The 21,838-nt window shown below is 68.7% G+C and carries 20 protein-coding genes and 1 tRNA gene; 6 read left to right on the top strand and 15 right to left on the bottom strand.

Features of this window, described 5'->3' with window-relative positions; genetic code table 11:
• Positions 1 to 3 precede the first annotated feature (3 nt).
• From motD to rlmD, 11 genes are all read right to left on the bottom strand, one after another.
• Positions 4 to 837 carry a flagellar motor protein MotD gene (gene motD, locus AAG895_RS06970; RefSeq protein WP_345794778.1) on the bottom strand — a complete coding sequence of 278 codons (834 nt, stop codon included), beginning with the start codon at positions 835 to 837 and terminating at the stop codon, positions 4 to 6.
• A gap of 20 nt (positions 838 to 857) precedes the next feature.
• Complete coding sequence (locus AAG895_RS06965) at positions 858 to 1,598, bottom strand: flagellar motor protein (protein WP_345794777.1); 741 nt, start codon at positions 1,596 to 1,598, stop codon at positions 858 to 860.
• Positions 1,599 to 1,631: 33 nt separating this feature from the next.
• Positions 1,632 to 2,402, bottom strand: a complete 771-nt coding sequence (locus tag AAG895_RS06960) for an RNA polymerase sigma factor FliA (RefSeq protein WP_345794776.1) — start codon at positions 2,400 to 2,402, stop codon at positions 1,632 to 1,634.
• A gap of 124 nt (positions 2,403 to 2,526) precedes the next feature.
• A complete protein-coding gene (locus tag AAG895_RS06955) occupies positions 2,527 to 3,315 on the bottom strand; it encodes a flagellar FleN (protein WP_345794775.1) in 789 nt (262 codons plus the stop codon).
• A gap of 2 nt (positions 3,316 to 3,317) precedes the next feature.
• On the bottom strand, positions 3,318 to 4,790 hold the full coding sequence (flhF, locus tag AAG895_RS06950; protein ID WP_345794774.1) for a flagellar biosynthesis protein FlhF: 1,473 nt from the start codon (positions 4,788 to 4,790) through the stop codon (positions 3,318 to 3,320).
• A gap of 194 nt (positions 4,791 to 4,984) precedes the next feature.
• On the bottom strand, positions 4,985 to 7,087 hold the full coding sequence (flhA, locus tag AAG895_RS06945) for a flagellar biosynthesis protein FlhA (protein WP_345794773.1): 2,103 nt from the start codon (positions 7,085 to 7,087) through the stop codon (positions 4,985 to 4,987).
• Positions 7,088 to 7,097: 10 nt separating this feature from the next.
• Positions 7,098 to 8,240, bottom strand: coding sequence for a flagellar biosynthesis protein FlhB (gene flhB, locus AAG895_RS06940; RefSeq protein WP_345794772.1), 1,143 nt, complete (start codon positions 8,238 to 8,240; stop codon positions 7,098 to 7,100).
• Positions 8,241 to 8,384: 144 nt separating this feature from the next.
• Positions 8,385 to 8,846, bottom strand: a complete 462-nt coding sequence (locus tag AAG895_RS06935; protein WP_345794771.1) for a DUF192 domain-containing protein — start codon at positions 8,844 to 8,846, stop codon at positions 8,385 to 8,387.
• Entirely contained in the window at positions 8,843 to 9,490 is a 648-nt protein-coding gene (locus AAG895_RS06930) for an rRNA large subunit pseudouridine synthase E (protein WP_345794770.1), read from the bottom strand. Before AAG895_RS06930 ends, AAG895_RS06935 begins: the two co-directional genes overlap by 4 nt.
• 57 nt (positions 9,491 to 9,547) lie before the next feature.
• Positions 9,548 to 9,637, bottom strand: a tRNA-Ser gene (locus AAG895_RS06925).
• Between the two features lie 18 nt (positions 9,638 to 9,655).
• Complete coding sequence (rlmD, locus tag AAG895_RS06920; protein ID WP_345794769.1) at positions 9,656 to 10,966, bottom strand: 23S rRNA (uracil(1939)-C(5))-methyltransferase RlmD; 1,311 nt, start codon at positions 10,964 to 10,966, stop codon at positions 9,656 to 9,658.
• A gap of 363 nt (positions 10,967 to 11,329) precedes the next feature.
• On the opposite strand from rlmD, the gene AAG895_RS06915 reads away from it, so the two are divergent.
• Entirely contained in the window at positions 11,330 to 11,755 is a 426-nt protein-coding gene (locus tag AAG895_RS06915) for a hypothetical protein (RefSeq protein WP_345794768.1), read from the top strand.
• A gap of 67 nt (positions 11,756 to 11,822) precedes the next feature.
• Here the strand turns inward: AAG895_RS06915 and bamC are convergent, their stop codons facing one another.
• The 3 genes from bamC to AAG895_RS06900 all read right to left on the bottom strand — a co-directional run bounded on the left by bamC (position 11,823) and on the right by AAG895_RS06900 (position 14,912).
• On the bottom strand, positions 11,823 to 12,965 hold the full coding sequence (gene bamC / locus AAG895_RS06910; protein ID WP_345794767.1) for an outer membrane protein assembly factor BamC: 1,143 nt from the start codon (positions 12,963 to 12,965) through the stop codon (positions 11,823 to 11,825).
• Between the two features lie 26 nt (positions 12,966 to 12,991).
• A complete protein-coding gene (dapA, locus tag AAG895_RS06905) occupies positions 12,992 to 13,870 on the bottom strand; it encodes a 4-hydroxy-tetrahydrodipicolinate synthase (RefSeq protein ID WP_345794766.1) in 879 nt (292 codons plus the stop codon).
• Positions 13,871 to 13,985: 115 nt separating this feature from the next.
• On the bottom strand, positions 13,986 to 14,912 hold the full coding sequence (locus AAG895_RS06900) for a histone deacetylase family protein (RefSeq protein ID WP_345794765.1): 927 nt from the start codon (positions 14,910 to 14,912) through the stop codon (positions 13,986 to 13,988).
• Between the two features lie 155 nt (positions 14,913 to 15,067).
• On the opposite strand from AAG895_RS06900, the gene AAG895_RS06895 reads away from it, so the two are divergent.
• From AAG895_RS06895 to AAG895_RS06875, 5 genes are read left to right on the top strand one after another with little or no spacing between them, the layout of a single operon-like run.
• Positions 15,068 to 15,985 (top strand): MoxR family ATPase, encoded by a 918-nt coding sequence (locus AAG895_RS06895; protein ID WP_345794764.1) that lies wholly within the window; start codon positions 15,068 to 15,070, stop codon positions 15,983 to 15,985.
• Complete coding sequence (locus AAG895_RS06890) at positions 15,985 to 16,992, top strand: DUF58 domain-containing protein (RefSeq protein WP_345794763.1); 1,008 nt, start codon at positions 15,985 to 15,987, stop codon at positions 16,990 to 16,992. Before AAG895_RS06895 ends, AAG895_RS06890 begins: the two co-directional genes overlap by 1 nt.
• The gene (locus tag AAG895_RS06885; RefSeq protein ID WP_345794762.1) at positions 16,989 to 19,007 is read left to right on the top strand and encodes a DUF3488 and transglutaminase-like domain-containing protein; all 2,019 of its coding nucleotides are present in this window, start codon (positions 16,989 to 16,991) and stop codon (positions 19,005 to 19,007) included. Before AAG895_RS06890 ends, AAG895_RS06885 begins: the two co-directional genes overlap by 4 nt.
• Positions 19,004 to 20,074, top strand: a complete 1,071-nt coding sequence (gene mltB, locus AAG895_RS06880; RefSeq protein WP_345794761.1) for a lytic murein transglycosylase B — start codon at positions 19,004 to 19,006, stop codon at positions 20,072 to 20,074. The genes AAG895_RS06885 and mltB overlap by 4 nt, the downstream gene beginning before the upstream one ends.
• A gap of 7 nt (positions 20,075 to 20,081) precedes the next feature.
• The gene (locus AAG895_RS06875) at positions 20,082 to 20,858 is read left to right on the top strand and encodes a DUF2189 domain-containing protein (RefSeq protein WP_345794760.1); all 777 of its coding nucleotides are present in this window, start codon (positions 20,082 to 20,084) and stop codon (positions 20,856 to 20,858) included.
• Positions 20,859 to 20,901: 43 nt separating this feature from the next.
• Here AAG895_RS06875 and rpoS read toward each other — a convergent pair whose 3' ends face one another.
• Positions 20,902 to 21,837 carry an RNA polymerase sigma factor RpoS gene (rpoS, locus tag AAG895_RS06870; RefSeq protein WP_345794759.1) on the bottom strand — a complete coding sequence of 312 codons (936 nt, stop codon included), beginning with the start codon at positions 21,835 to 21,837 and terminating at the stop codon, positions 20,902 to 20,904.
• Position 21,838: the final 1 nt, after the last annotated feature.

Here is a 21,838-nt window from a genome sequence, read left to right as displayed (position 1 = left end):
GGCCTACAAGCCCTCGGGCAGGATCGAGCGGATCGGGTCGTCGGTCGGAATGACCGTGGGCCCCGGCTCCGCATCGAGATCGGCGGTGCGCGACTCGATCAGCACGGTCACCCGCCGGTTGCGCGCCCGCCCCACCTCGTCCTCGTTGCCGGCGACCGGCCGCTGGTCGGCATAGCCTGCCGCGGTCAGGCGATCGGGCGACACCCCGTTGTCGATGAACAGCCGCGCGACCGTTGACGCACGCACTGCCGACAGCTCCCAGTTGGACGGGAAACGGAAGGTGTTGATCGGGATGTTGTCGGTGTGCCCTTCGACCGTGATCGGGAACGGCGCAGGCGCGAGCACCTGGGCCACCGCACGTAGGGCGTCGACCGCCTCCTGGCCGAGCGCCGAGTCACCCGGCGCGAAAAGCAGGCTCGCGTTGATCTCCACGCTCACGCCGAACGCGCCCTCGGTCACATTGACCTGCCCCGCCTGGGTCAGCGGCGACAGCACGCGGCGAATCTCGTCGGCCATGTTGCGCATGCGCTGCGCGGTCTCGCGCCGCCGCTGTTCGAGCGCCGGGTCCGCCGCGGGTGGCGCGGGCTGGGTGATCGGCCGGGTGGGCAGCACGCTCACCTGCGGCAGCACGATCTGGTCGCCGCTCTCATTGACGGCGACGTTGCGAAAAGCCTGCACCAGCGAGTCCGACAGCACGCGGTACTTGCCCTCGTTCACCGACGACAGCGAGTACATCACCACGAAGAAGGCGAACAGCAGGGTGATGAAGTCGGCATAGGACACGAGCCAGCGCTCGTGGTTGTCGTGCTCCTCTTCAGCCCTGCGCCTGCGCCCCATGTCGTCCTCCCTGCCCGCGCTCAGACCACGTAGCCCTGCATGCGGCTGGCGATGATGCGCGGGTTGTCGCCGTTGGCGATGCCGACCAGGCCATCGACGAACATCTCGCGCTGGGTGGTGAGGATGACGATGTGCGCGGCAAGCTTCTTGGCGATCGGCAGGAACACCAGGTTGGCGAAGCCCACCCCGTAGATGGTGGCGACGAAGGCCACCGCGATGCCGGCACCGAGCCGCGACGGATCGGAGAGGTTCTCCATCACGTGGATCAGCCCCATCACCGCACCGAGGATGCCGATCGTCGGCGCATAGCCCCCGGCCGCTTCCCAGATGCGGGCGGACTGGCGCAGCTGGCCTTCCCAGACGCCGATCTCCACCTCCAGCACCTCGCGCAGCCGGTTGGGCTCGACGCCATCGACGAGCAACTGCAGGCCGCGGCGCATGAAGGGATCGGGCAGACCCTCGATCTGGTTCTCCAGCGTCAGCAGACCCTCCTTGCGTGCGACCTGGCTCCAGCTGGCCACCTGATCGATGATCGTCTGGTGGCTCACCGCTGGCGGGACGAACACCCAGCGCCCCATCCGCATGCCCTCGACGAAGGTGCGCAACGGGCTTTGCAGCATCACCGCGCCCAGGGTGCCGCCGATCACGATGAGGAAGGCGGTAGGCTGGAACAGCGAGGACAGGTGACCGCCCTCCAGCACCTGGCCGACGACAATCGCGGCGATGCCAAGCGTGAGGCCGACGAGGCTGATCTTATCCATGGCGGGCGGTGCTCAATGCGCGAGCGCTCATGATCAGTTGGGCGCAGGCTTCTTGGGCGGGCGGCCACGCTTGCGTGCCGCGGGCATGGCGGCGCCGCCGTCGAAGATGCACGCACGCAGGCGGGCGACCGCCTGGCTGTGCAGCTGGCATACGCGCGATTCGGTGACGCCGAGCACCTCGCCGATCTCGCGCAGGTTGAGCTCCTCGTCGTAGTACAGGGCCATCACCATCTGCTCGCGCTCGGGAAGGCGCTCGATGGCGTCCACGAGACGGCGGCGCATGTCCGCATCCTCGAGCAGATCGAGCGGATTGCTGTCCTCCTGGGCGAAATGGCGCTCGAGATAGTCGTCATCGTCGTCCCGGTTGAAATCCTCGAGATAGACGAGCTGGTGGCCGCGCGCGTCCTGCAGCATGCGCTGATACTCCTCCAGCGGCATGTCGAGGGCGGTGGCGAGCTCGGTTTCCGAAGGCTGGCGGCCGAACTGCTGCTCGAGGCTGTGGATGGCGGACTCGATGCGGCGCATGTCGCGGCGCAGGCTGCGCGGCAGCCAGTCGTTCTCGCGCAGCCCATCGAGCATGGCGCCGCGGATGCGCTGCGCGGCATAGGTCTCGAATTGCGCGCCCAGCCCATGTTCATAGCGGCCGAGCGCATCGAGCAGCCCCATCATGCCGTTCTGGATGAGGTCGTCCACGTCCACGCTGGCCGGCAGCTTGGACATGAGCTGAAAGGCGATGCGCTTGACCAGAGGGGCGTAGGCCTCGACGAGGTTGGTCTTGTCGAGCTTACCGTTTGCGTCGTACATCCATTCGGCCTGTATCGTCTTGCGGTGCGAGCGCCTGCCTGCGCCGGCTCCGGATGTCGGAGGCGCAGATTGTCCCGCAGCGTTCGCGGCATTACCAGCGGGATAAGTCACACCCATGGCCGAATCATCCTCGCCTGGATCCAGGCTCGCGCCCCATGCCGGTGACACGGCGCAAGAAGGCCGCGCCGGCATCGCGCGTCGAGGTCTGCAGGGGCTGCCGCAGCCCGACCGCGATGTCGTCGCGCTCGACCTCGCCCAGCCAGGCCAGGGGCACGCCGACATGACGCCGCACCAGGCCGTGCAGACCGGCGAAGAAGGCCGCTGCGTCATTGCGGCCGCGCGCGCGGCAGACGGCCACATGGACCGAACCGGCCCCGGCGGCGGCCAGGCCCTTGATCGTCTGGTAGGCCTCGGTCGCGCCGCTCGCGCTCGCCTCCGCCACCACCAGGCGACGCGGGGCCGCCTGCACGAAGGGCGAGGGCTCTGCCGCACGCTCGCCCGACGCGTGCACGAGCACGAAGCCGGCGTGGCGATGGAGGATGCGCAAGGCCTCGATGAGGCAGGCGCGCCGGGCGTCGTCCAGCAAGGGCAGCGCAAGCGCAGCGGCAGCCGCGGGCACGCGGCCGACCAGTCCCGGCACCGGCTGCAGCACGACCGACAGGGTGGTGCGGCCGTCGAGCAACTGGAGCAGGTCGGTGCCCTCGGCCAGACCGAGCGTGGCGGCGAGCGCGTCGCGCCCTTCCGCCTCGTCGAGGATAAGCACCCGCTCCGCGCTCCCGGCGATGCGATGTGCCGCGAGCACCGCGTTGCCGCCGCGCTGCCGGCCGCCGGCATAGAGCGCCACGACATGCGGCGGCGCGCGGCGGAACAGGCGGCGCAGCCCCGCCGCCTGGTCTTCGCGTCCGTCGAGCATGATCACGCCCCTCCGGCGGCGGCCAGCAGCATCCCGGCCTCGTCGCCGCTCAGGTGCCAGGGCGACTCGCCGGCGTGCTCGCGCAGCGCGCGATGCAGCAGGTAGGCGCGGTTGGGCAGGTGCAGGTCCTCGGGCACGCGCTGGCCGTTGGTCAGGTAGCGGATGTCGAGCGTGTGCCGCACCGCGACGTCGAGCGCCGGCGCGAGCGAGGCAGCTTCGTCCACCTTGGTGAAGATGCAGCCGGCGAGGTCGTCGCCGGCGTAGGCGCGCACGACGTCGTCGAGCGTGTCGCCGCGCGCGGTGGCGTTGAGGAGCAGCAGGCGGCGGACGTCGCCGGCGCCGGCGAGCATCGCGGCCTGCTCGGCCACCATGCGGTCGCGCTGGCTCATGCCCATGGTGTCGATGAGCACCATGTGCTTGTTGCGCAGGCCGGCAAGGGTCTGCCGCAGGTCGCCCGCATCGCGCACCGAGAACACCGGCACGCCGAGGATACGGCCGTAGATGCGCAGTTGCTCCTGGGCGCCGATGCGATAGCCGTCGGTGGTGATGAGCGCGAGCTTGCCGGCGCCATGGCGCACCACGCAACGCGCGGCAAGCTTGGCGGTGGTCGTGGTCTTGCCGACGCCGGTGGGCCCGACGAGCGCGAACACGCCGCCGCGATCGAGCAGATCCTCGTCCGAGGCGCAGGTCCGCATCAGGCGGTCGAGCGCCGCACCCACGGCCTCGCGCGCCTCGGTGCGGCCGGCGTCCTCCGCCACCGCCTCGGCAAGCTTGCGCGCGACGGCGGCGGAGAAACCGGCCTCGAGCAACTCGCCCAGCACGGTGGCGCGCGCGGGAGCCTGACGGCGCGTCTCGCCCCAGGCGAAACCGGCGAGCTGGCGCTCGATCATGCCGCGGATGCCGGTCAGCTCGGCCATCAGGCGGGCGTTGGTCTCTTGCAGTTCGCGCACGCGTGCGCTGCCGAACTCGTCGCTCGCCGTGGGCTGGGGCGCCGCGCGCCCGACGAATGCAGCGAGCCCCTCGGCCTGATCCGCGCGCCCGCGCACCGTCGTGCGCATGACACCGTCGCGGCTGCGCAGGGCGTAGTCGGCGGTCTCGATGCGCGGCGGATTGAAAGCGCGCACCACCGGCTCGGGCTCGGCGCGGCTGGCGGCAGGCGTGCGCGTCGCGTTGCGCGCGGCGCTGGCGGCCAATGCGGACAGGCTCACCTGAAAGTCCGCCTCCTCCACCGCCGATGCAGGCGCGGCGGCTGTGGTCGGAGCCACCGCGGGCTGGGGGGCTGCGCCGGAACGCGCCGCCACCGCAGCCCGGTTGGCCGCCTGCAGCGCACCGACCGCCTCGCCCGGCAGCGCCAGGATCTCGACGCCCCCCTCGACGGCACGGTTGGAGAGCACGATCGCGTCCGGACCGAGGGCTTCCTTCAGGGCACGAAGCGCCTCGCGGGCGGTGGGGGCAAAGTAGCGTTTGACGTTCATGGCGATTCTCCCGGCGGTCGCGGTCGACCACTGCTTGATGAGGATTATCGCCACCCGGGGTCAAGGCCCTTGGACGGAATAAAGCGGCTTTCCCCCGTCTATTCGCGTTCACGCGGAGCGCGTCTGGGCCTGCGATCCGTCCGCGGGCAAGCAGCCACCCACGCTGCGCCGCACCCGCGTCCTGGGCGCGCGGGTCAGCCCTGCGCGCCCACCATGGCGGTGACGCGGATGGTGCGGCTCTCCGGTACCTCGTTGTTGGAGATGACCTTGAGCGATGGCACGGCCCGGCGCAGGAAGCGCGACAGCAGCATGCGCAGCTGCGCCGGCACCAGCAGCACCGGCGGCAACCCGATGTCCTCCTGGCGCTGGGCGATCTGCGCGGTCTGGCGCAGCAGGGTGTCGGCGAGGCCGGGCTCGATCGCCCCGCCCTCGCCCCCCGCGGCCATGGCCTGGATGAGGATGCGCTCGAGCCCCGGCTCCAGCGCCATGACCTGCACCTCAGCGTTGCCCGGGAACAGGCTCTGCATGATCGCGCGGCCGAGCGCCTCGCGCACCCGGGTGGTGAGCTGAACGGGATCCTGCGTGCGCGGCGCGTGCTCGGCGAGCACCTCGATGATGCTGCGCATGTCGCGGATGTTGACGCCCTCTTCGAGCAGGCTCTGCAGCACGCGCTGCACCACGCTGATCGGCAGCATCTTCGGCACAAGGTCCTCGACCAGCTTGGGCGATTCCTTGCCCACATGATCGAGCAGCGCCTGGGTCTCCTGGCGTCCGAGCAGCTCGGCGGCATGGTTGAGGATGACGTGGTTGAGGTGGGTTGCCACCACCGTGCTCGCATCGACCACGGTGTAGCCGAGCGCATGCGCCTGCTCGCGCATCGAGGCGTCGATCCACACCGCAGGCAGGCCGAAGGCGGGATCGGTGGTCTCGCGCCCGGCGAGCGGCCCGGACACGCGCCCCGGATTGATGGCGAGGAACTGCCCCGGATAGGCCTCGCCGTTGCCGATCTCGACGCCCTTGAGGGCAATGCGGTACGCGTTGGGCTTGAGCTCGAGGTTGTCGCGGATATGCACCGGCGCGGACAGGAAGCCGACCTCCTGGGCGAACTTCTTGCGCAGCCCGCGGATGCGCTTGAGCAGTTCGCCGTCCTGCCCCTTGTCGACCATCGGGATCAGGCGGTAGCCCACCTCGAGGCCGAGCACGTCGACCTGCGACACGTCGTTCCAGCTCGCCTCCTGACTCTCGGACGCGGGCATCGCGACCTGCGCCGCCGCTTCCGGAGCGGCGGCGGCAGCCGCCTCCTCGGCGATGCGCTTGCGCCGCACCCAGGCCATGGCGCCGAGCGTGCCCGCCAGAAGCAGGAACACCAGGTTGGGCATGCCGGGAATGAGGCCGAGCACGCCGATGATCCCACCGGTCAGCAAGAGCACCTGCGGGTTGGAGAACACCTGGTTCATCACCAGTCCGCCCACGTCGCCCTCGTCGCCGACCCGCGACACCACCAGGCCCGCCGCCACCGAAATGATCAGCGAGGGAATCTGCGCGACCAGGCCGTCACCGATGGTGAGCAGGGTGTAGGTGTGCGCCGCGTCGCCAACCGCCATGTCGTGCTGCATCACACCAACGAAAAGCCCGCCGATGATGTTGATCATCAGGATGATGATGCCGGCGATGGCGTCGCCGCGTACGAACTTGGACGCACCGTCCATGGCGCCGTAGAAGTCCGATTCCTGCGCGATCTCCTTGCGCCGCCGCTTGGCCTCCTTCTCGTCGATGAGGCCGGCGTTGAGGTCGGCGTCGATCGCCATCTGCTTGCCGGGCATCGCGTCCAGGGTGAAGCGCGCGCTCACCTCGGCAATGCGACCCGCGCCCTTGGTGATGACGACAAAGTTGATCACGGTAAGGATCACGAACACCACCAGACCAACCGCCGTGTTGCCGCCGACGAGGAAGTTGCCGAAGGCCTCGATGACCTTGCCCGCCGCGTCCGGGCCGGCGTGGCCCTCGAGCAGCACGATCCGGGTGGAGGCTACGTTGAGCGACAGGCGCAGCAGCGTGCTCACCAGCAGCACGGTGGGGAAGACCGAGAAGTCGAGCGGCCGCGTCGAGTACATCGCCACCAGCATCACCATCACCGAGATGGCGATGTTGAAGGTGAAGAACACGTCGAGCAGGAACACCGGCAGCGGCAGCACCATCATCGACAGGATGATGATGATCAGCAGCGGCGCCCCAAGCTGGCGCAGGTTCGCCGGCGTGAGCAGCTGGCGCAGGTTCAGGGTGTCGTTGGTGGCCATGATTCAGGCTTCATTCCTCGGGGGCGCCCGGGTCCATGCCGGCGGGCACCGGCAGCGCGGTCGGCGCCACCGGCGGCAAGCCGCCCTGCTTCATCCAGGTGTCGAGCTGGTATACGTAGGCCATCACCTCGGCCACCGCGGTGTACAGGGCGGCGGGGATGGATTGTTCGAGTTCGCAGTGCTTGTAGAGCGCGCGCGCCAGCGGCGGCGCCTCGAGCAGCGGCACGCCGTGCTCCTTGGCGAGTTCGCGGATCTTCAGCGCCAGCTCGCCGCGCCCCTTGGCGATCACCACCGGCGCGCCCATCTTCGCGGCGTCGTATCTGAGCGCGACCGAGAAGTGAGTCGGGTTGGTCACCACCACGTCGGCCTTGGGCACCTCGGTCATCATGCGCCGGCGCGCCATCTCGCGCTGCAGCGCGCGGATGCGGCCCTTGACCATCGGGTCGCCCTCCTGCTCCTTGCTCTCGCGCTTGACCTCTTCTTTGGTCATGCGCAGCTTCTTGTGGTACTGCCAGAGCTGGAAGGGCACGTCGATGATCGCCAGCAGGCCCAGGCTGAGCACGATCATCAGCGACGCGAAGGCCACGGTGTCCGAGAAGTCGGCCATGCCGATCTCGAGCGGCTCGACCATGAGATCGAACAGATGGTCGATGTTGAGCCACAGCACCAGCGCCGCCACGCCGCCCACCAGCACCGACTTGAGGATGGCCTTGATCATCTCGGCCAGCCCATGCACCGAGAACATGCGGCCGATGCCCTGGATCGGATTCATGCGGCCGAAGTTGAAGCCGAGCACCTTTGGCGCGAACACCAGACCGCCGAGCAGGATCGGCGCCGCCACCGCCGCCACCAGCAGCGCGAAGAACAGCGGCGCCAGCGTCAGCAGCGCACCACTGAGCATGCGGTTGAGCACGTCGAGCATCAGGGCCGGGTCGAAGGCGGCGCTGCGCTCGAACGCGAAGCCGTCGCGCACGATGCCCATCACCCGCCCGGCCATCCAGTTGCCCATCAGCAGCAGGGTGGCGGCACCGGTGACGGTGACGAGGAAGGTCGACAGCTCCCGCGACTGCGGGACCTGGCCTTCCTCACGCGCCTGCTCGAGCCTTCGCGGTGATGGGTCTTCTGTCTTCTCGAGATCGCTTTCTTCGGCCACGGCCGGCTCCGTTCGCGTGCACGAACGCCCGGACAAGCCCGGACGCCAGACGACGTGTGGGGATTATCGGCCGCCCCCGCCAAGCGCCAGCGGCGGAAAAAAGCGACTAAAGCGGCCCTGTTCGTGCCTTGGCCGCCGCTCAGCTCAGCGCGGCGCGGGCAGGCGGTCGAAACCGCGCAGGGTGTCGCCCGCCTTGATGCCACGCTCGGCGAACCAGCCCAGGTTCATCTCGAGCGCAAAGCGCGCCGGCCCTGCCGCGCAGTGGTTGTCGGCAGTCTGCGGCTGCATGTCCTCGATGTTGATCACCCTGCCGCGCTCGTCGACAAACGCCACCGACAGCGGCAACAGGGTGTTCTTCATCCACATGCAGTGCGCACGCGCCTCGGGGAACACGAACACCATGCCGCGATGGAGCGGCATCGTGGTGCGATTCATCAGCCCGGTCTGGCGCGTCTCGAAGGTGTGCGCCACCTCGGCCTCGATGCGGTACATGCCGGCGCCCAGCTCGGCGAGCGGCAGCGCAGTCTGCGCGAACGCCGGGGCGCCCGCGAGCAGCAGCGCGGCGCCGGCCACCAGGCGGCGGGTGAAGGTCGAGCGAGGAATCATGGCGTGCGTCCGGGGCGTTTTCTTGTCGTCGAAACGGGCGGCATCTTAGCTGCGCCCCCCGCGCGCTGGCGAGGCTCCGCCGCCCTGGCTGGCGGCAGCGTGTCGACGGCGACCTCGCGCCACTGCCCGGGGGCGAGCCCGTCGAGCCGCCACGGACCGATCGCCACCCGGATCAGGCGCAAGGTCGGCAGGCCGACCTTGGCGGTCATGCGCCGCACCTGCCGGTTCTTGCCCTCGCGCAGCACGATCTCGAGCCACGCGGTCGGCACGGTCTTGCGGAATCGCACCGGCGGGTCGCGCGGCCACAGCCAGTCGGGCTCGGCCACCGCGCGGGCCGCGCACGGCCGGGTGCGGAAGTCGCCGAGGTCCAGCCCCGCGCGCAGGCGCTCCAGCGCCGCCTCATCCGGCTCGCCCTCGACCTGCACCAGGTAGGTCTTGGGCAGCTTGTGGCGGGGATCGGCGATGCGGTGCTGCAGCGCGCCGTCATCGGTGAGCAGCAGCAGGCCCTCGCTGTCGGTGTCGAGCCGGCCAGCGGCGTACACGCCAGGGACCGGCACGTGGTCCTTTAGGGTGGGCCGGCCCGCCTCGTCGCTGAACTGGCAGAGCACGCCATAGGGTTTGTTGAGCAGAACGAGTCGGGACATGGATCGCGCCCTGGCACTGCGGAATCAGGCGTCGAACCGGCCGCCTGCGCGGAGCCTTGGCGGAGGCGGTGAGATTCGAACTCACGAGGGGCGTAAACCCCTGACGGTTTTCAAGACCGTTGCATTCAACCGCTCTGCCACGCCTCCGCAAGGGCGCGCAGTATATCACTCACGCGCCGCACGCTCGAACACGGCGATCGACTCGACATGCGAGGTCTGCGGAAACATGTTGGCGATACCGGCGCCCTTGAGCACATAGCCCTTCTCCCTGACCAGCACGGCAGCATCGCGCGCCAGCGTTGCGGGGTTGCAGGACACATAGACGATGCGGGCCGGCTGCTGCTGCGGGCCGATCGCCTTGACCACCGCGATCGCGCCTTCACGCGGTGGATCGATCAGCAGCTTGTCCAGCGGCCCGAGCGCCGCGAGGCTATCCTCGGTGGCCTCGAAGAGGTTGGCGGCATGAAATTCGGTGAGCCCGTCCAGGCGGTTGCGGCGGGCGTTGTCGAGGGCGCGGGCGACCAGTGCGTCGCTCCCCTCGATCCCGATCAGGCGCGCACCCCGACGTGCGATCGGCAGGCTGAAGTTGCCGAGTCCGCAGAACAGGTCGGCGATCCGCTCGCCCGGACGCGGATCGAGCAGTTGCATCGAGCGCCGGATCAGCAGCCGGTTCACATGCACGTTGACCTGCGTGAAGTCGGTCGGGCGGAAGTCCATGCGCACGTCGAACTCGGGCAGCGTGTAGGCGAGCTCCGGCGCCTCGAGCGGATGCAGCGGGACCGCGGAGTCCGGGCCCTGCGGTTGCTGCCAGGCCTGGATGCCCTCGGCATCGGCGAAGGCCGCGATCCGCTTCACGTCGGCCCGGCTGAAAGGCAGCAGGTTGCGGAACACGAACACCGTCACCGCGTCGCCGATCGCGATCTCCACCTGGGGCAGGCGGTCGGCGATCGACAGGTCGGCGATCATCTCCCGCAGGCGCGGCAGCAGCGCCGAAATGCGCGGCGGGAGCACCGGGCACTCGCGCATGTCCACGATGTAGCTCGAGCGCCGCTCGTGAAAGCCCACCCGCACCCCGCCCTTGCTCGGCACCACGCGCACCCCGAGCCGGGCCCGGTAGCGGTAGCCCCAGGCCGGCCCCTGGATCGCGGGGAAGACGATCTCGGGACGGATCTTCCCGATGTGCCAGAGTGCATCCTCGAGGATGCGCTGCTTGGCAGCGGCCTGCGCCACCGCGTCGAGGTGCTGCATCGAGCAGCCACCACAGGTGCCGTAGTGCTTGCAACGCGGAGACACGCGTTGCGCGCTCGCCCTGAGGATGCGCACGGTGTCGGCCTGCTCGTAGGTCGGGCGCGCGCGCCGGACCACGTACTCGACGCGTTCGCCCGGCAGCGCACCGTCGACGAACACGGCCTTGCCGTCCTGTCGCGTTACACCGCGGCCTTCGTGGTCCAGGGATTCGATGATGGCGATCGGCATGGTGGCTCGCACGGATTCGGGGAGCGCGATTCTACCGCGCGCGCCCGGCAGACCGGCGGCGTTCGCGACCACGATCACGACCTCGGCGGGTCATCGTGAGGCCCGGGCATCGGATCGAACGCACAATGCGCAGGCGACCCGGTCGCAAGCGCAGAAGAGTTCAAAACTTCTGTTTATCAGATTGTTTCGAAATGATTTTTTACGCGTGAATGACATTTTGCAACGCACAATCAAAGCCTGCTGGCATGACGCGCCATGCTAGAATTCGCGCATCTTCGCTGGCCCGAGCGGGAACCGATACCGCGCAACGCAAATGCGCGAGGTCGTGGCGAAGACCCCCGAACCCCATAAGGAAATGACACCATGAAGCACTCCGTCCTCGTTGCTGCCCTCGTCGCCCTCGCCGTTTCCGCCTGCGGCAAGAAGGAAGAACCGGTCGCCGTGCAACCGGCGCCGACTGCTCAGGAACAGATGAAGGAATCTGCCGCGCAGGCCGTCGAGGCCGCCAAGGAAAGCGCGAAGGCTGCCGGTGACGCCGCCACTGCCGGCGCCGAGGCCGTCAAGCAGGAGGCTGCCGCAGCTGTCGAGGCGACCAAGGAAGCCGCTGCCGCCGCCACCGAGAAGGCCGAATCCGCCCTCGAGTCCGCCAAGGAGCAAGGCACAGCCGCAGTCGAGGCCGTGAAGGAAGGCGCCGCCGAAGCGACCGACGAAGCGGCGAAGGCCGCCGCCGACGCCAAGGCCGCTGCCGAAGCCGCCGTCAGCGCGGCAAAGGAGTCGGCGCAGAAGTAAGGCCCACCGCCAAGGCACAGACGAAAAAAGCCGGCAGCAAGCCGGCTTTTTTCTTGGGGTGCCGCGCTCAGCGCAGCTGCTCGTGGAGCAGGCCCAGCATGCGGCGCGCCGTTTCCGAGTTGTCCTGGCCACCTTCGCGGCTGAGCACGCTAACGCGCGAGCCATCGCCCTGGCCTTCGACGCGCAAACGGTACTCGCTGCCACCCGCGGCAGGCTTGTCATCACTGCGCCAGAAGGCGAGACGCGACAGGAAACCCTTCTCCGGGCTGCGGTTGTCGGCGTCGGGATCCACATAACGCACGAAGTACAGCCCCTGGGCGCGATCACGATCCTCGACGGTGAAACCGATGCGGTCGAGGGCAAGGCCGACTCGACGCCAGGCGCGATCGAAGGGCTCTTCCATGACCAGCATCACACGCCCGTCGGCCGCGGAACTGATCTGGGCACGCTCGGGCGCCTGCTGCGTCGCGATCGCTGCCTCGGCGCGTGCCTCCTCTGCACCGAGGCTGACCATCAGGCGGCGCAGCATCTCGGCTTCGAGTTCGGGGTCGGCCGGGCGCGGCTGCCAGATGGTCGAATCCTTCGCTTCGGTGGGGTAGATCTCCATCATGCCGCGATGGCTGATGTACACCTCCACCGTGCCGGGGTCCTTGCCCTGCTCGAGTCGGGTACGGAACTTGTCGCGCTCGGGTGTGGAGAACAGGCCGTCGAACACCTTGCCGATGCTCGAGCGGATGAAGTCCTGGGGAATCTTGGCGCGATCTTCCGCCCAGTCCGTCTCCATGACGCCGATCTCGGGGCTGTCGATGTTGAGGATGAAGCCGAGCTCGAGCCAAAAATCCTTGATCTGCGGCCAGAGCTGTTCCGGCGTGCCGCTCACCACCAGCCAGCGCTGGCTGCCCGCACGCTCGATGCGCATGTTGTCGGACGCGTTGAGGACCTCGGGCGTACCCGAGGCCACCGCAGGCTGCCCTGCGCGGTCTGCGGAGTAGGCGGAATAGGTGGCGACGCCGCGCGGGGCCACGTCGGGCACGGCGAAGCGGTCGTCGCGCTGCGGCGCGGTCAGATCTGGAGGGATCTCGAGCGGGCGCTCGATCTGACGGGCGCTCTTGTAGTCGATGCGCTTGGACTCGAGCAACGATCCCGAACAACCGCCGAGCGCGATCGAGCATGCGAGCAGGGACAGTGAGGTGCGCGTGGAACGGTTCATGGAATTCCTGGACAGAGAGATTCGGGTCAGACCTTGATGCCGGCCTTGCGCATTGCCTTGAGCACGCGCTCGTGGTGGGCTTCCGACAACTGCGTCAACGGCAGGCGCAGACCGTCGCCGATGAGCCCCATGCGGGCCACGGCCCACTTTACCGGGATCGGATTGGCCTCGCAGAACAGGTCGCGGTGCAGACCCGTCAGCGCGGCATTGGTTTCGCGCAGGGTGCGCATGTCGCCCGCTGCCGCTGCGGCACACAGCGCGTGCATGGCGCGCGGGGCGACGTTGGCGGTGACGGAGATGACGCCGTGCCCGCCGAGCATCAGGAAGGCGGCCGATGTCATGTCATCGCCGCTGTAGAGGGCGAAGTCGGCGGGCGCACGCTCGATCAGGTCGCATGCGCGATCGATGTTGCCGGTCGCGTCCTTCAGGCCGACGACATTCGGCAGCTCGGCAAGGCGCAGCGTGGTGTCATTGGCAAGGTCGGCCACGGTGCGGCCCGGCACGTTGTAGAGGATGAGCGGCAGCTCGACCGCCTCCGCGATGGTGCGGAAGTGCCGGTACAGGCCTTCCTGGGTCGGCTTGTTGTAGTAGGGCACGACCGACAGGTGCGCGGTGGCACCCGCCTGGTGGGCAAAGCGGGCAAGCTCGACAGCCTCGGCGGTGCTGTTCGCCCCCGTGCCGGCAATGACCGGGACGCGCCCGCCCACGTGCTCGACGGTGGCGCGGATGAGTTCGCAATGTTCGTCCACGTCTACGGTGGGCGACTCGCCGGTGGTGCCGACGACGACGATGCCGTCCGTCCCTTCGGCGATGTGCCAGTCGACGAGACTGCGCAGGCGGGGGAAATCCAGGCTGCCGTCGTCATGCATGGGCGTGACGATGGCGACAAGCGATCCGGTAATCATGGCGTCGGGCAGTGAATGAAAGCTTGGATTCTAACCGATCGCGCAAACAGGGCCACTCCCGCACATTGGTTCGTGCGCGCGTGGCCCTGCGTGCGGGGGGACCGGGAATGTACGTTCAGAGATCAGCCAGCGTCTTGATGTGCGCGACGACCGAGCGCGCCAGCGATGACAGCGAATAGCCCCCCTCGAGGATGGAGACGATGCGCTTGTGTCCGCAATCCTCGGCCACGTCCTTGATCTGCTTGGTCGCCCACATGTAGTCGGCCTCGAGCAACCCGAGCGAGCCCATGTCGTCCTCGTAGTGGGCGTCGAAGCCGGCCGAGATGAAGATCATCTGCGGATTGTGGCTGCGCAACGCCGGCACCACGATGTCGCCGAAGACCTGACGGAAGGCATCACCGCGCGTGCCCGCGGGCAGCGGCACGTTGCACATGTGCGCGGGCGGGTTCTCGGTGCCCGAGTAGGGGTAGAACGGGTGCTGGAAGATGCCCGCCATCATTACCCGCGGGTCGTCGCGGAAGATGTCCTCCGTGCCATTGCCGTGGTGGACGTCGAAGTCGACGACCGCCACCCGCTCCAGTCCATGGACCTCGAGCGCGTGGCGAGCAGCGATGGCGACGTTGTTCATGAAGCAGAACCCCATCGCCTTTGCGCGCTCGGCATGGTGACCGGGCGGGCGGACGGCGCAGAAGGCGTTTTCGATCTCGCCCTTGATGACCAGATCGGTGGCGAACACCCCGGCGCCTGCCGATCGCAAGGCGGCCTTCATCGTGCCCGGGCTCATCGCCGTGTCGGGATCGAGGTGGCGTATGCCGTGCTCGGGCACATTGCTGAGCAGGCTCTCGAGATACTCGGCCGGATGCACACGGATGATCTGCTCGCGTTCGGCGACGGGCGCGTCGTAGAAGGAGATGTACATGTCCAGGCCCGCGGCGATCAGCCGATCGTTGATCGCGGACAGCCGGTCGGGGCACTCGGGGTGCATGGACCCCATGTCGTGCAGCCAGCAATCACGGTGCGTGATGAATGCCGTGGTGGTCATACTCCTCCTCTCCCATCGCGAACGCCCGGCGCGGCCACCAGCGGCCGCTGCGCCAGACACTTGTCTCGCCGGTCATCGTGATGCAGGTCATCCGGACCGGCTGCCTTTGTCGTCTATTATCACCGCTTCACGGCCAATTTCACAGTACGCCCGCAATGCCCCTGCATCATGCAAATCGCCTGCTGGAAGCGGCCGGCGGCATCATCCTCGGCAAGGAACGCGAGCTCCGTCTCGCCCTCGCATGCCTGGTCGCGCGCGGGCATCTGCTGATCGAGGATGTACCCGGAGTGGGCAAGACCACGCTCGCTCACGTGCTGTCCCGCCTGATGGGGCTGCAGTTCCAGCGCATCCAGTTCACGAGCGACCTGCTGCCGGCGGACATCCTGGGCGTTTCGGTATTCGATCGCGCCACCGGCGCATTCCGCTTTCATCCCGGCCCCGTGTTCGCGCAACTCATCCTCGCCGACGAGATCAACCGCGCCACCCCGAAGACACAGAGCGCCCTGCTCGAGGCCATGGAAGAGCGCCAGGTCACGGCCGACGGCGAGACCTTCACGCTGCCAGAGCCCTTCTTCGTGATCGCGACACAGAATCCGGCGCACCAGATCGGCACCTTTCCGCTCCCCGAAAGCCAGCTCGACCGCTTCCTGCTGCGCATCCAGCTCGGCTACCCGGACCGCGCCGCCGAGCGCGCGCTGCTGATGGGAGAGGACCGGCGCACGCTCCTCGAACGCCAGTGCGCGGTGATCACGCCGGCCGCGCTGCTCGAACTGCAACAGGCCGCGCACAGCGTGCACGTGTCCGCGGCGCTGATCGATTACGTCCAGGCCCTGCTCGGTGCCACCCGCAACAGCCCCGAGCTCGTCAATGGCCTGAGTCCGCGCGCCGGCCTCGGGCTGATCGCCGTGTCGCGCGCGTGGGCGCTCATCGAAGGCCGCGACCACGTCCTGCCCGAAGACGTCCAGGCGCTCTTCCCGCACGTCGCTGCGCATCGCCTCCATCTGGCCGGCGACGGCAGGCCTGTGCCGCCGGCCACGCTCGCCCGTCTGATGCAGGCGGTTGCCCTGCGCTGATGTCGAAGCCCCCACCCGGCGCCGCAGCCTGGCGCCGCGCCGCCGACCGCTGGCTCTTTCGCATCGGGGCGCCCGAAACCGGGCCGATTCGGCTCGGACAGCGACGCATCTACGTGCTGCCGACGGCAGCGGGGCTGAGCTTCGCGCTTGCCCTCCTGGTGATGCTGCTGGCCTCGATCAACTACAACCTCAGCCTGGGCTATGGCCTCGTGTTCCTGCTCGGCGGCGTTGCCACGGCCAGCATCGTGCACGCGTTCCGCAACCTGCTCGGCCTGGCGATACGCGCCGGGCGTTGCGCACCGGCGTTCGCGGGTGACGCGGTCGGCTTCAGGCTGCTGGTGAACAATCCGCGCCCGACGCGACGACCCGCGCTGAGGCTCCGCGCCCGCGGCGAGGTCAGCCCGTTCGCCCTCGCGCCTGCGGAGGAGGCAGAGGTACTGCTGGCCTGTCCGAGCCGCGTCCGGGGCCCCCTTCCGATCGGACGGACCGTGATCGAGACCGACTGGCCGCTCGGCCTGATACGCGCCTGGAGCGTGCTCGTTCCGGACGCAACGTGCATCGTCTACCCTGCCCCCGAGACCACCCCCCCACCCCTGCCCGAGCACGGCGCAGGCGAGGGCCGGGCAGGTCCGCAGTCGCGCACGGGAGATGACGACTTCGCCGGTCTGCGCGCCCATCGCCGTGCGGACTCACCCCGCCACATCGCCTGGAAGGCGCTCGCCCGCGGCGGTCCCTTGCTGACCAAGCAATATGTGGCGGCGCAAGGCGGAGACGTGCTGCTCGACTGGTCGGCGTTGCCGCCGGAGCTCGACGACGAACGACGCCTGTCACGCCTGACCGCCTGGATCTTGCGCGCGGAGCAGGCCGGGCGTCGCTATGCCCTGAAGCTGCCTGGCGGCATCCTCGGCCCCGACCATGGCGCGAAGCATCGCGACCGCTGCCTGCGGGCGCTGGCGCTCTTCGGCCTGCGCGGCGAGCCTGAGGACGCGCACGAGGGCGAGCAATGAGTGTGCGAAGTCTTGGCGAGCTCATCGCCAAACCGCGTCGAGCGCCGTCCGCACCGCCGCTGGGCATCAAGGCCCCACCGGCCGCGCTCCAGCGCAGCCAGGCCACCTGGCTGCTCGCCACCGCCGCGATCACGCTCGCCCCTCACGGCCTGTGGCTACCGGTCTGGATCTACGCACTCTGTGCGTTGCTGCTGACATGGCGGGGCGTCCTGCTCTGGCAAGGCGGCCGTTCACCGCCACACCTGCTCCTGCTGGCGCTATCGGTCGCTGCCGGGATCGGCGTACGGGTCGAATTCGGCCACTTCTTCGGCAAGGACCCCGGGGTCGCCCTGCTCGCCTTGCTGCTCGGTCTCAAGCTGCTCGAAGCACGGGCCGCACGGGATGTGCGCGCCGGCGTGCTTCTTTGCCTGTTCCTGCAGATGGCGCTGTTTCTCGAGGACCAGTCGATGGCGATCGCCGGACTTGCGCTGCTCGGCACGCTGGCCGCGCTCGGCGCCCTCGCCGCGCTTGCGGACCCTGCCGGGAGCGTGCGTGCCCAACTGCGCACTGCCGCCGTGCTGCTCGCGCACGGGCTGCCCTTCATGCTCGTCTTCTTCCTGCTCTTTCCGCGCATCCAGGGCCCGCTCTGGGGGCTGCCCGCCGACGCCTTCAGCGCCCGCACCGGCCTCTCGGACACGATGAGCCCGGGCTCGATCAGCGACCTCGGCAACTCCACCGCGATCGCCTTCCGGGCCGCCTTCGCGGGTACGCCCCCGCCGCCGGCCCTGCGTTACTGGCGGGGTCCGGTGCTCACCGAGTTCGACGGCCGCAGCTGGACGGCCGCGCCATTCACGGAGGCGCCGGCACCGTCCTATCGTCCCGACGGTCCGCGCCTGGATTACGCGCTCACGCTCGAGGCGCACAACCGGCGCTGGCTGCTCGCGCTCGACTACCCCGGCGAGGCCGGCCCCGACATACGCTTCGCGAGCGATCACCACGCCCTGAGCACCCGGCCGGTCCAGGCGCGCAGCCGCTTTCAGCTCAATGCCTACCCGCAGGCTCGGATCGGCATCGACGAACCAGCCGCCGTGATCGCCGCCGCCACCCGTCTGCCACCGGGGAGCAATCCGCGCAGCCGCGCACTCGCCGCGCGTCTGGCCGAGGGCGCCTCATCGCACGCGGAGGTCCTCGAGCGCGTGATCGCCCATCTTCGCGCCGGCCGGCTCCAATACACCCTGCGCCCCCCCTTGCTCGGCAGGCACAGCGCCGACGAATTCCTGTTCGACACCCGCCGCGGCTTCTGCGAGCACTTTGCCTCCGCCTTTGCGGTCATCATGCGGGCGGCGGGGGTACCGACGCGGATCGTCACCGGTTACCAGGGCGGCGAGGTCAACCCGATCGATGGCTACGTCGTGGTGCGCCAGTCCGACGCTCATGCCTGGGCAGAGGTCTGGCTCGCCGGCCGCGGCTGGGTGCGAGTCGACCCGACCGCGCTCGCCGCACCCGAGCGCATCGACGACGGCCTGGCGGCAGCGCTCGCCGACGGCAGCGAACTGCCCTTCATGCTGCAGGCCGATCTCGCCTGGTTGCGCGACCTTCGCCACCGCTGGGAAGCGGCATCCAATGCCTGGAACCAGCAGGTTCTTGGCTACAATCCCGAACGTCAACGCGAACTCCTCTCCCGGCTCGGGCTCGAACGAAGCGACGTGATGACGATGGTCGGCGCCCTCGCCGGTCTATCCGCGCTTGTACTTGCAGGCCTTTACGTCTGGGCGATGGGCAGGACTCGAAGCCGCGATCCGTTGCAGCGCACCTGGGAGCGGTTCTGCTCCCGCATGGCGCGCTCAGGTCTCGGGCGCGATCCTTGGGAGGGCCCGCTCGCCTACGGCGAACGCCTCGCCGCAGCACTGCCAGAGCAGGCTGAGGGACTGCGTGCCGCATGTGCCACATACGCCCGGCTGCGCTACGGCCCCACGGCTCGGGACGATGGCGTGCGCGAACTGAAGAAACTGCTTAACGAGATCCGCCTCACATGACCCCGAGCACCGCAGTTGCCCCCCGCCGATCCACCGCCCCGCTCCGCCTGCGTCGAGGCACCGCGCTGCTGGCAGCCGCAGCGTTGCTCCTCGGCCTGCCCACCGTTGGCAGCGCGTCCTACGCCGAGCGCGAGGACGCGCGCAGTTTCGTCGCCGAGGTCGCCGCCCGCCACGGCTTCGAGCCGGCCGAACTCGACCGCGCGCTCGCGCAGGCGCGTCACGACCCGACGGTCATCCGCCTGATCACCCCTCCGACCCGCAAGGGGGCCCGCTCGTGGCAGAACTATCGCGCACGCTTCCTCGATCGCACACGGATCGATGCCGGGCGAGCGTTCTGGCGTGCCTACGCGGACGAACTCGCGCGTGCATCGGCGCGGTTCGGCGTGCCACCCGAGATCATCGTCGCCATCATCGGGGTCGAGACCCTTTACGGGCGCAACACCGGAAATTTCGAAACGCTGTCTGCGCTGGCGACGCTCGCCTTCGATTATCCGCCGCGCGCGGAGCTGTTCCGACGCGAACTGGAGGCCCTGTTCCTGCTCGCCCGCGAACAAGGCCGGGATCCGGCGAGCTACAGCGGCTCCTTTGCAGGCGCACTCGGCTACCCGCAGTTCCTGCCGAGCAGCGTGCGGGCATACGCCGTGGATTTCGACGGCGACGGCCGCATCGACTTCGACTCCGACGCGATCGACGCCATCGGCAGCGTGGCGAACTATCTGCGTACCCACGGCTGGCAGACGAATGCGCCGGTCGCCGAACGCGCGCGACTCGCCCCCGGTACGGACGCCGCCGCCCTGGTCGCGGCCGGCATCGAGCCGAGCCTCGACCCCGGCGTGCTCGAGCGCAAGGGTGTCACCACCCTCGACGGGCGCACCGCAGCCGAGACTGCGACGGTGGTCGATCTCGAGACACCAGGCGCCGACACCGAATTCTGGCTGGGCTACCGCAACTTCTACGTGATCACCCGCTACAATCGCAGCAGCTTCTATGCCATGTCGGTTTTCGAGCTCGCCGAAGCGCTACGCCTTGGCCAGCTGGTCGACGAGATGCGCGCTTCTCGCCAATGAGGCCCCCATGACCGAACGACCCGCCGCGCTCGATCCCTCCGCCACCCTCAGGCCCGCGCCCCTGGCGCTCGCAGACATCAGCGCCGCGGTCCGCTTCGGTGTCGCGCAGTTCCGCACCATTCCCTGGCTGAGCGCCGCTTTCGCCGCGCTCTTCGTGAGCATGGGCCTGTTCATGTACCTGGTGCTCGAATTCGGTCAGATCGCACCGATGAGCCTGTCCCTTGCAGGCGGCTTCATGCTGGTCGGCCCGATCCTGCTTGCGGGCTTCTTTTCGGTTTCGGACAAGTTGCGGAACGGGCGCCACCCCGCCTTCGGCGACATCTGGGACGGGTTCCGGCGCATGCCGCGCGGAGGCTGGGTGATTTCCTTCGTCTGCGGCCTTCTGTTCCTGATCTGGATTACCGACGCCGGCATTCTCTATGGCTTCATGGTGGGCCGCGAGCCGTTCGGATTCCTGCGCCTGCTGCGCATCGAGGGCGTGGTGGTGAACTACGCGGGATACAGCGCGATCATGGGAGGCGTGCTCGCCTTCATCCTGTTCGCAGTGTCGGCATTCTCGATACCCCTGATCTACGACGGCCGCGCCCAGCTCGTGTCGGGAGTGGTTGCCAGCGTACGCGCGGTGTTCGGTCGCTTCGGCGTGATGATGTGCTGGGCGCTCGTGCTCGCGGCGGTCATCATCACGAGCACCCTGCTGCTGCCGCTGCTCCTCGTCACCCTTCCGGTGATGGCCTACGCAAGCCGCGAGCTCTACTACCGGACCTTTCCCCCCGGACACGACTGAGGCAAGCGCCCGCGCCCAACCCTGGGCTCTCGAGCACGCGTGCTCACAGCAGCGCGTCGCGAGAGATGCCGTGACGCTTCAGGATGCGCCGCAGCTGGCCGAGCGCCTCGAGCTGTATCTGGCGAACGCGCTCGCGGGTAAGCTCGAGACGAGCGGCGAGCTCCTCGAGTGTGAGCAGCTCGCACTCGTCGATCCCGTAGCGGTGGCGGATGACCATGCGCTGCTTGTCGCTCAACATGGTGATCCATTCGCGCACCAGGCTTTCGACCTCGGTGCAGTGGATTGCCGCATCCGCACTCACCTGGTGTTCGTCGGCGAGTGACTCGCCGATCGAAAGCGAGGGATCGATATCGAGCGGCGCGTCGAGCGATGCGGTGTGCTCGCTGAGGGCGAGGATGCTGCGCACGTCCTCGATGCTCTTGCCCAGGCGGTCGGCGATCTGCTCGAGCGAGGACTCGCCGTTGGCGTTGGCCTCGATATGGCGCTGCGCGCGCAGCACCTGATTGAGCTCCTTGACGACATGCACGGGCAGCCGGATGGTCCGCGACTGGTTCATGATCGCGCGCTCGATGTTCTGGCGGATCCACCAGGTGGCGTAGGTCGAGAAGCGGAAGCCGCGCTCCGGATCGAACTTCTCCAGTGCATGCATCAGGCCGAGATTGCCCTCCTCGACCAGATCGAGCAGAGGGATGCCGCGGTTGAGATAGTGCTTGGCGATGTTCACGACCAAGCGCAGGTTGCGCTCGATCATGGTCTGCCGCGCATCGAAATCACCCGACCGCACACGGCGTGCGATCTGCAACTCCTCCTCAGCGGTCAGCAGCGGGTTCGCCCCGATCTCGTTCAGGTAGAGCTGCGTGACGTCGCTGAAGAAGTCGTTCTCGACGACCGGCAGGACATGATTCGCGAAGACCTCGACCTCGGGCGGAAGATCCGGTTCATGACTTTCCAGTTCGTCAAGATTCGCCGGTTCTTCCATG

It is taken from the genome of Thauera sp. JM12B12 (assembly GCF_039614725.1).
Taxonomy (GTDB): domain Bacteria; phylum Pseudomonadota; class Gammaproteobacteria; order Burkholderiales; family Rhodocyclaceae; genus Thauera.
This window is presented reverse-complemented; position numbering and strand designations above follow the sequence as displayed.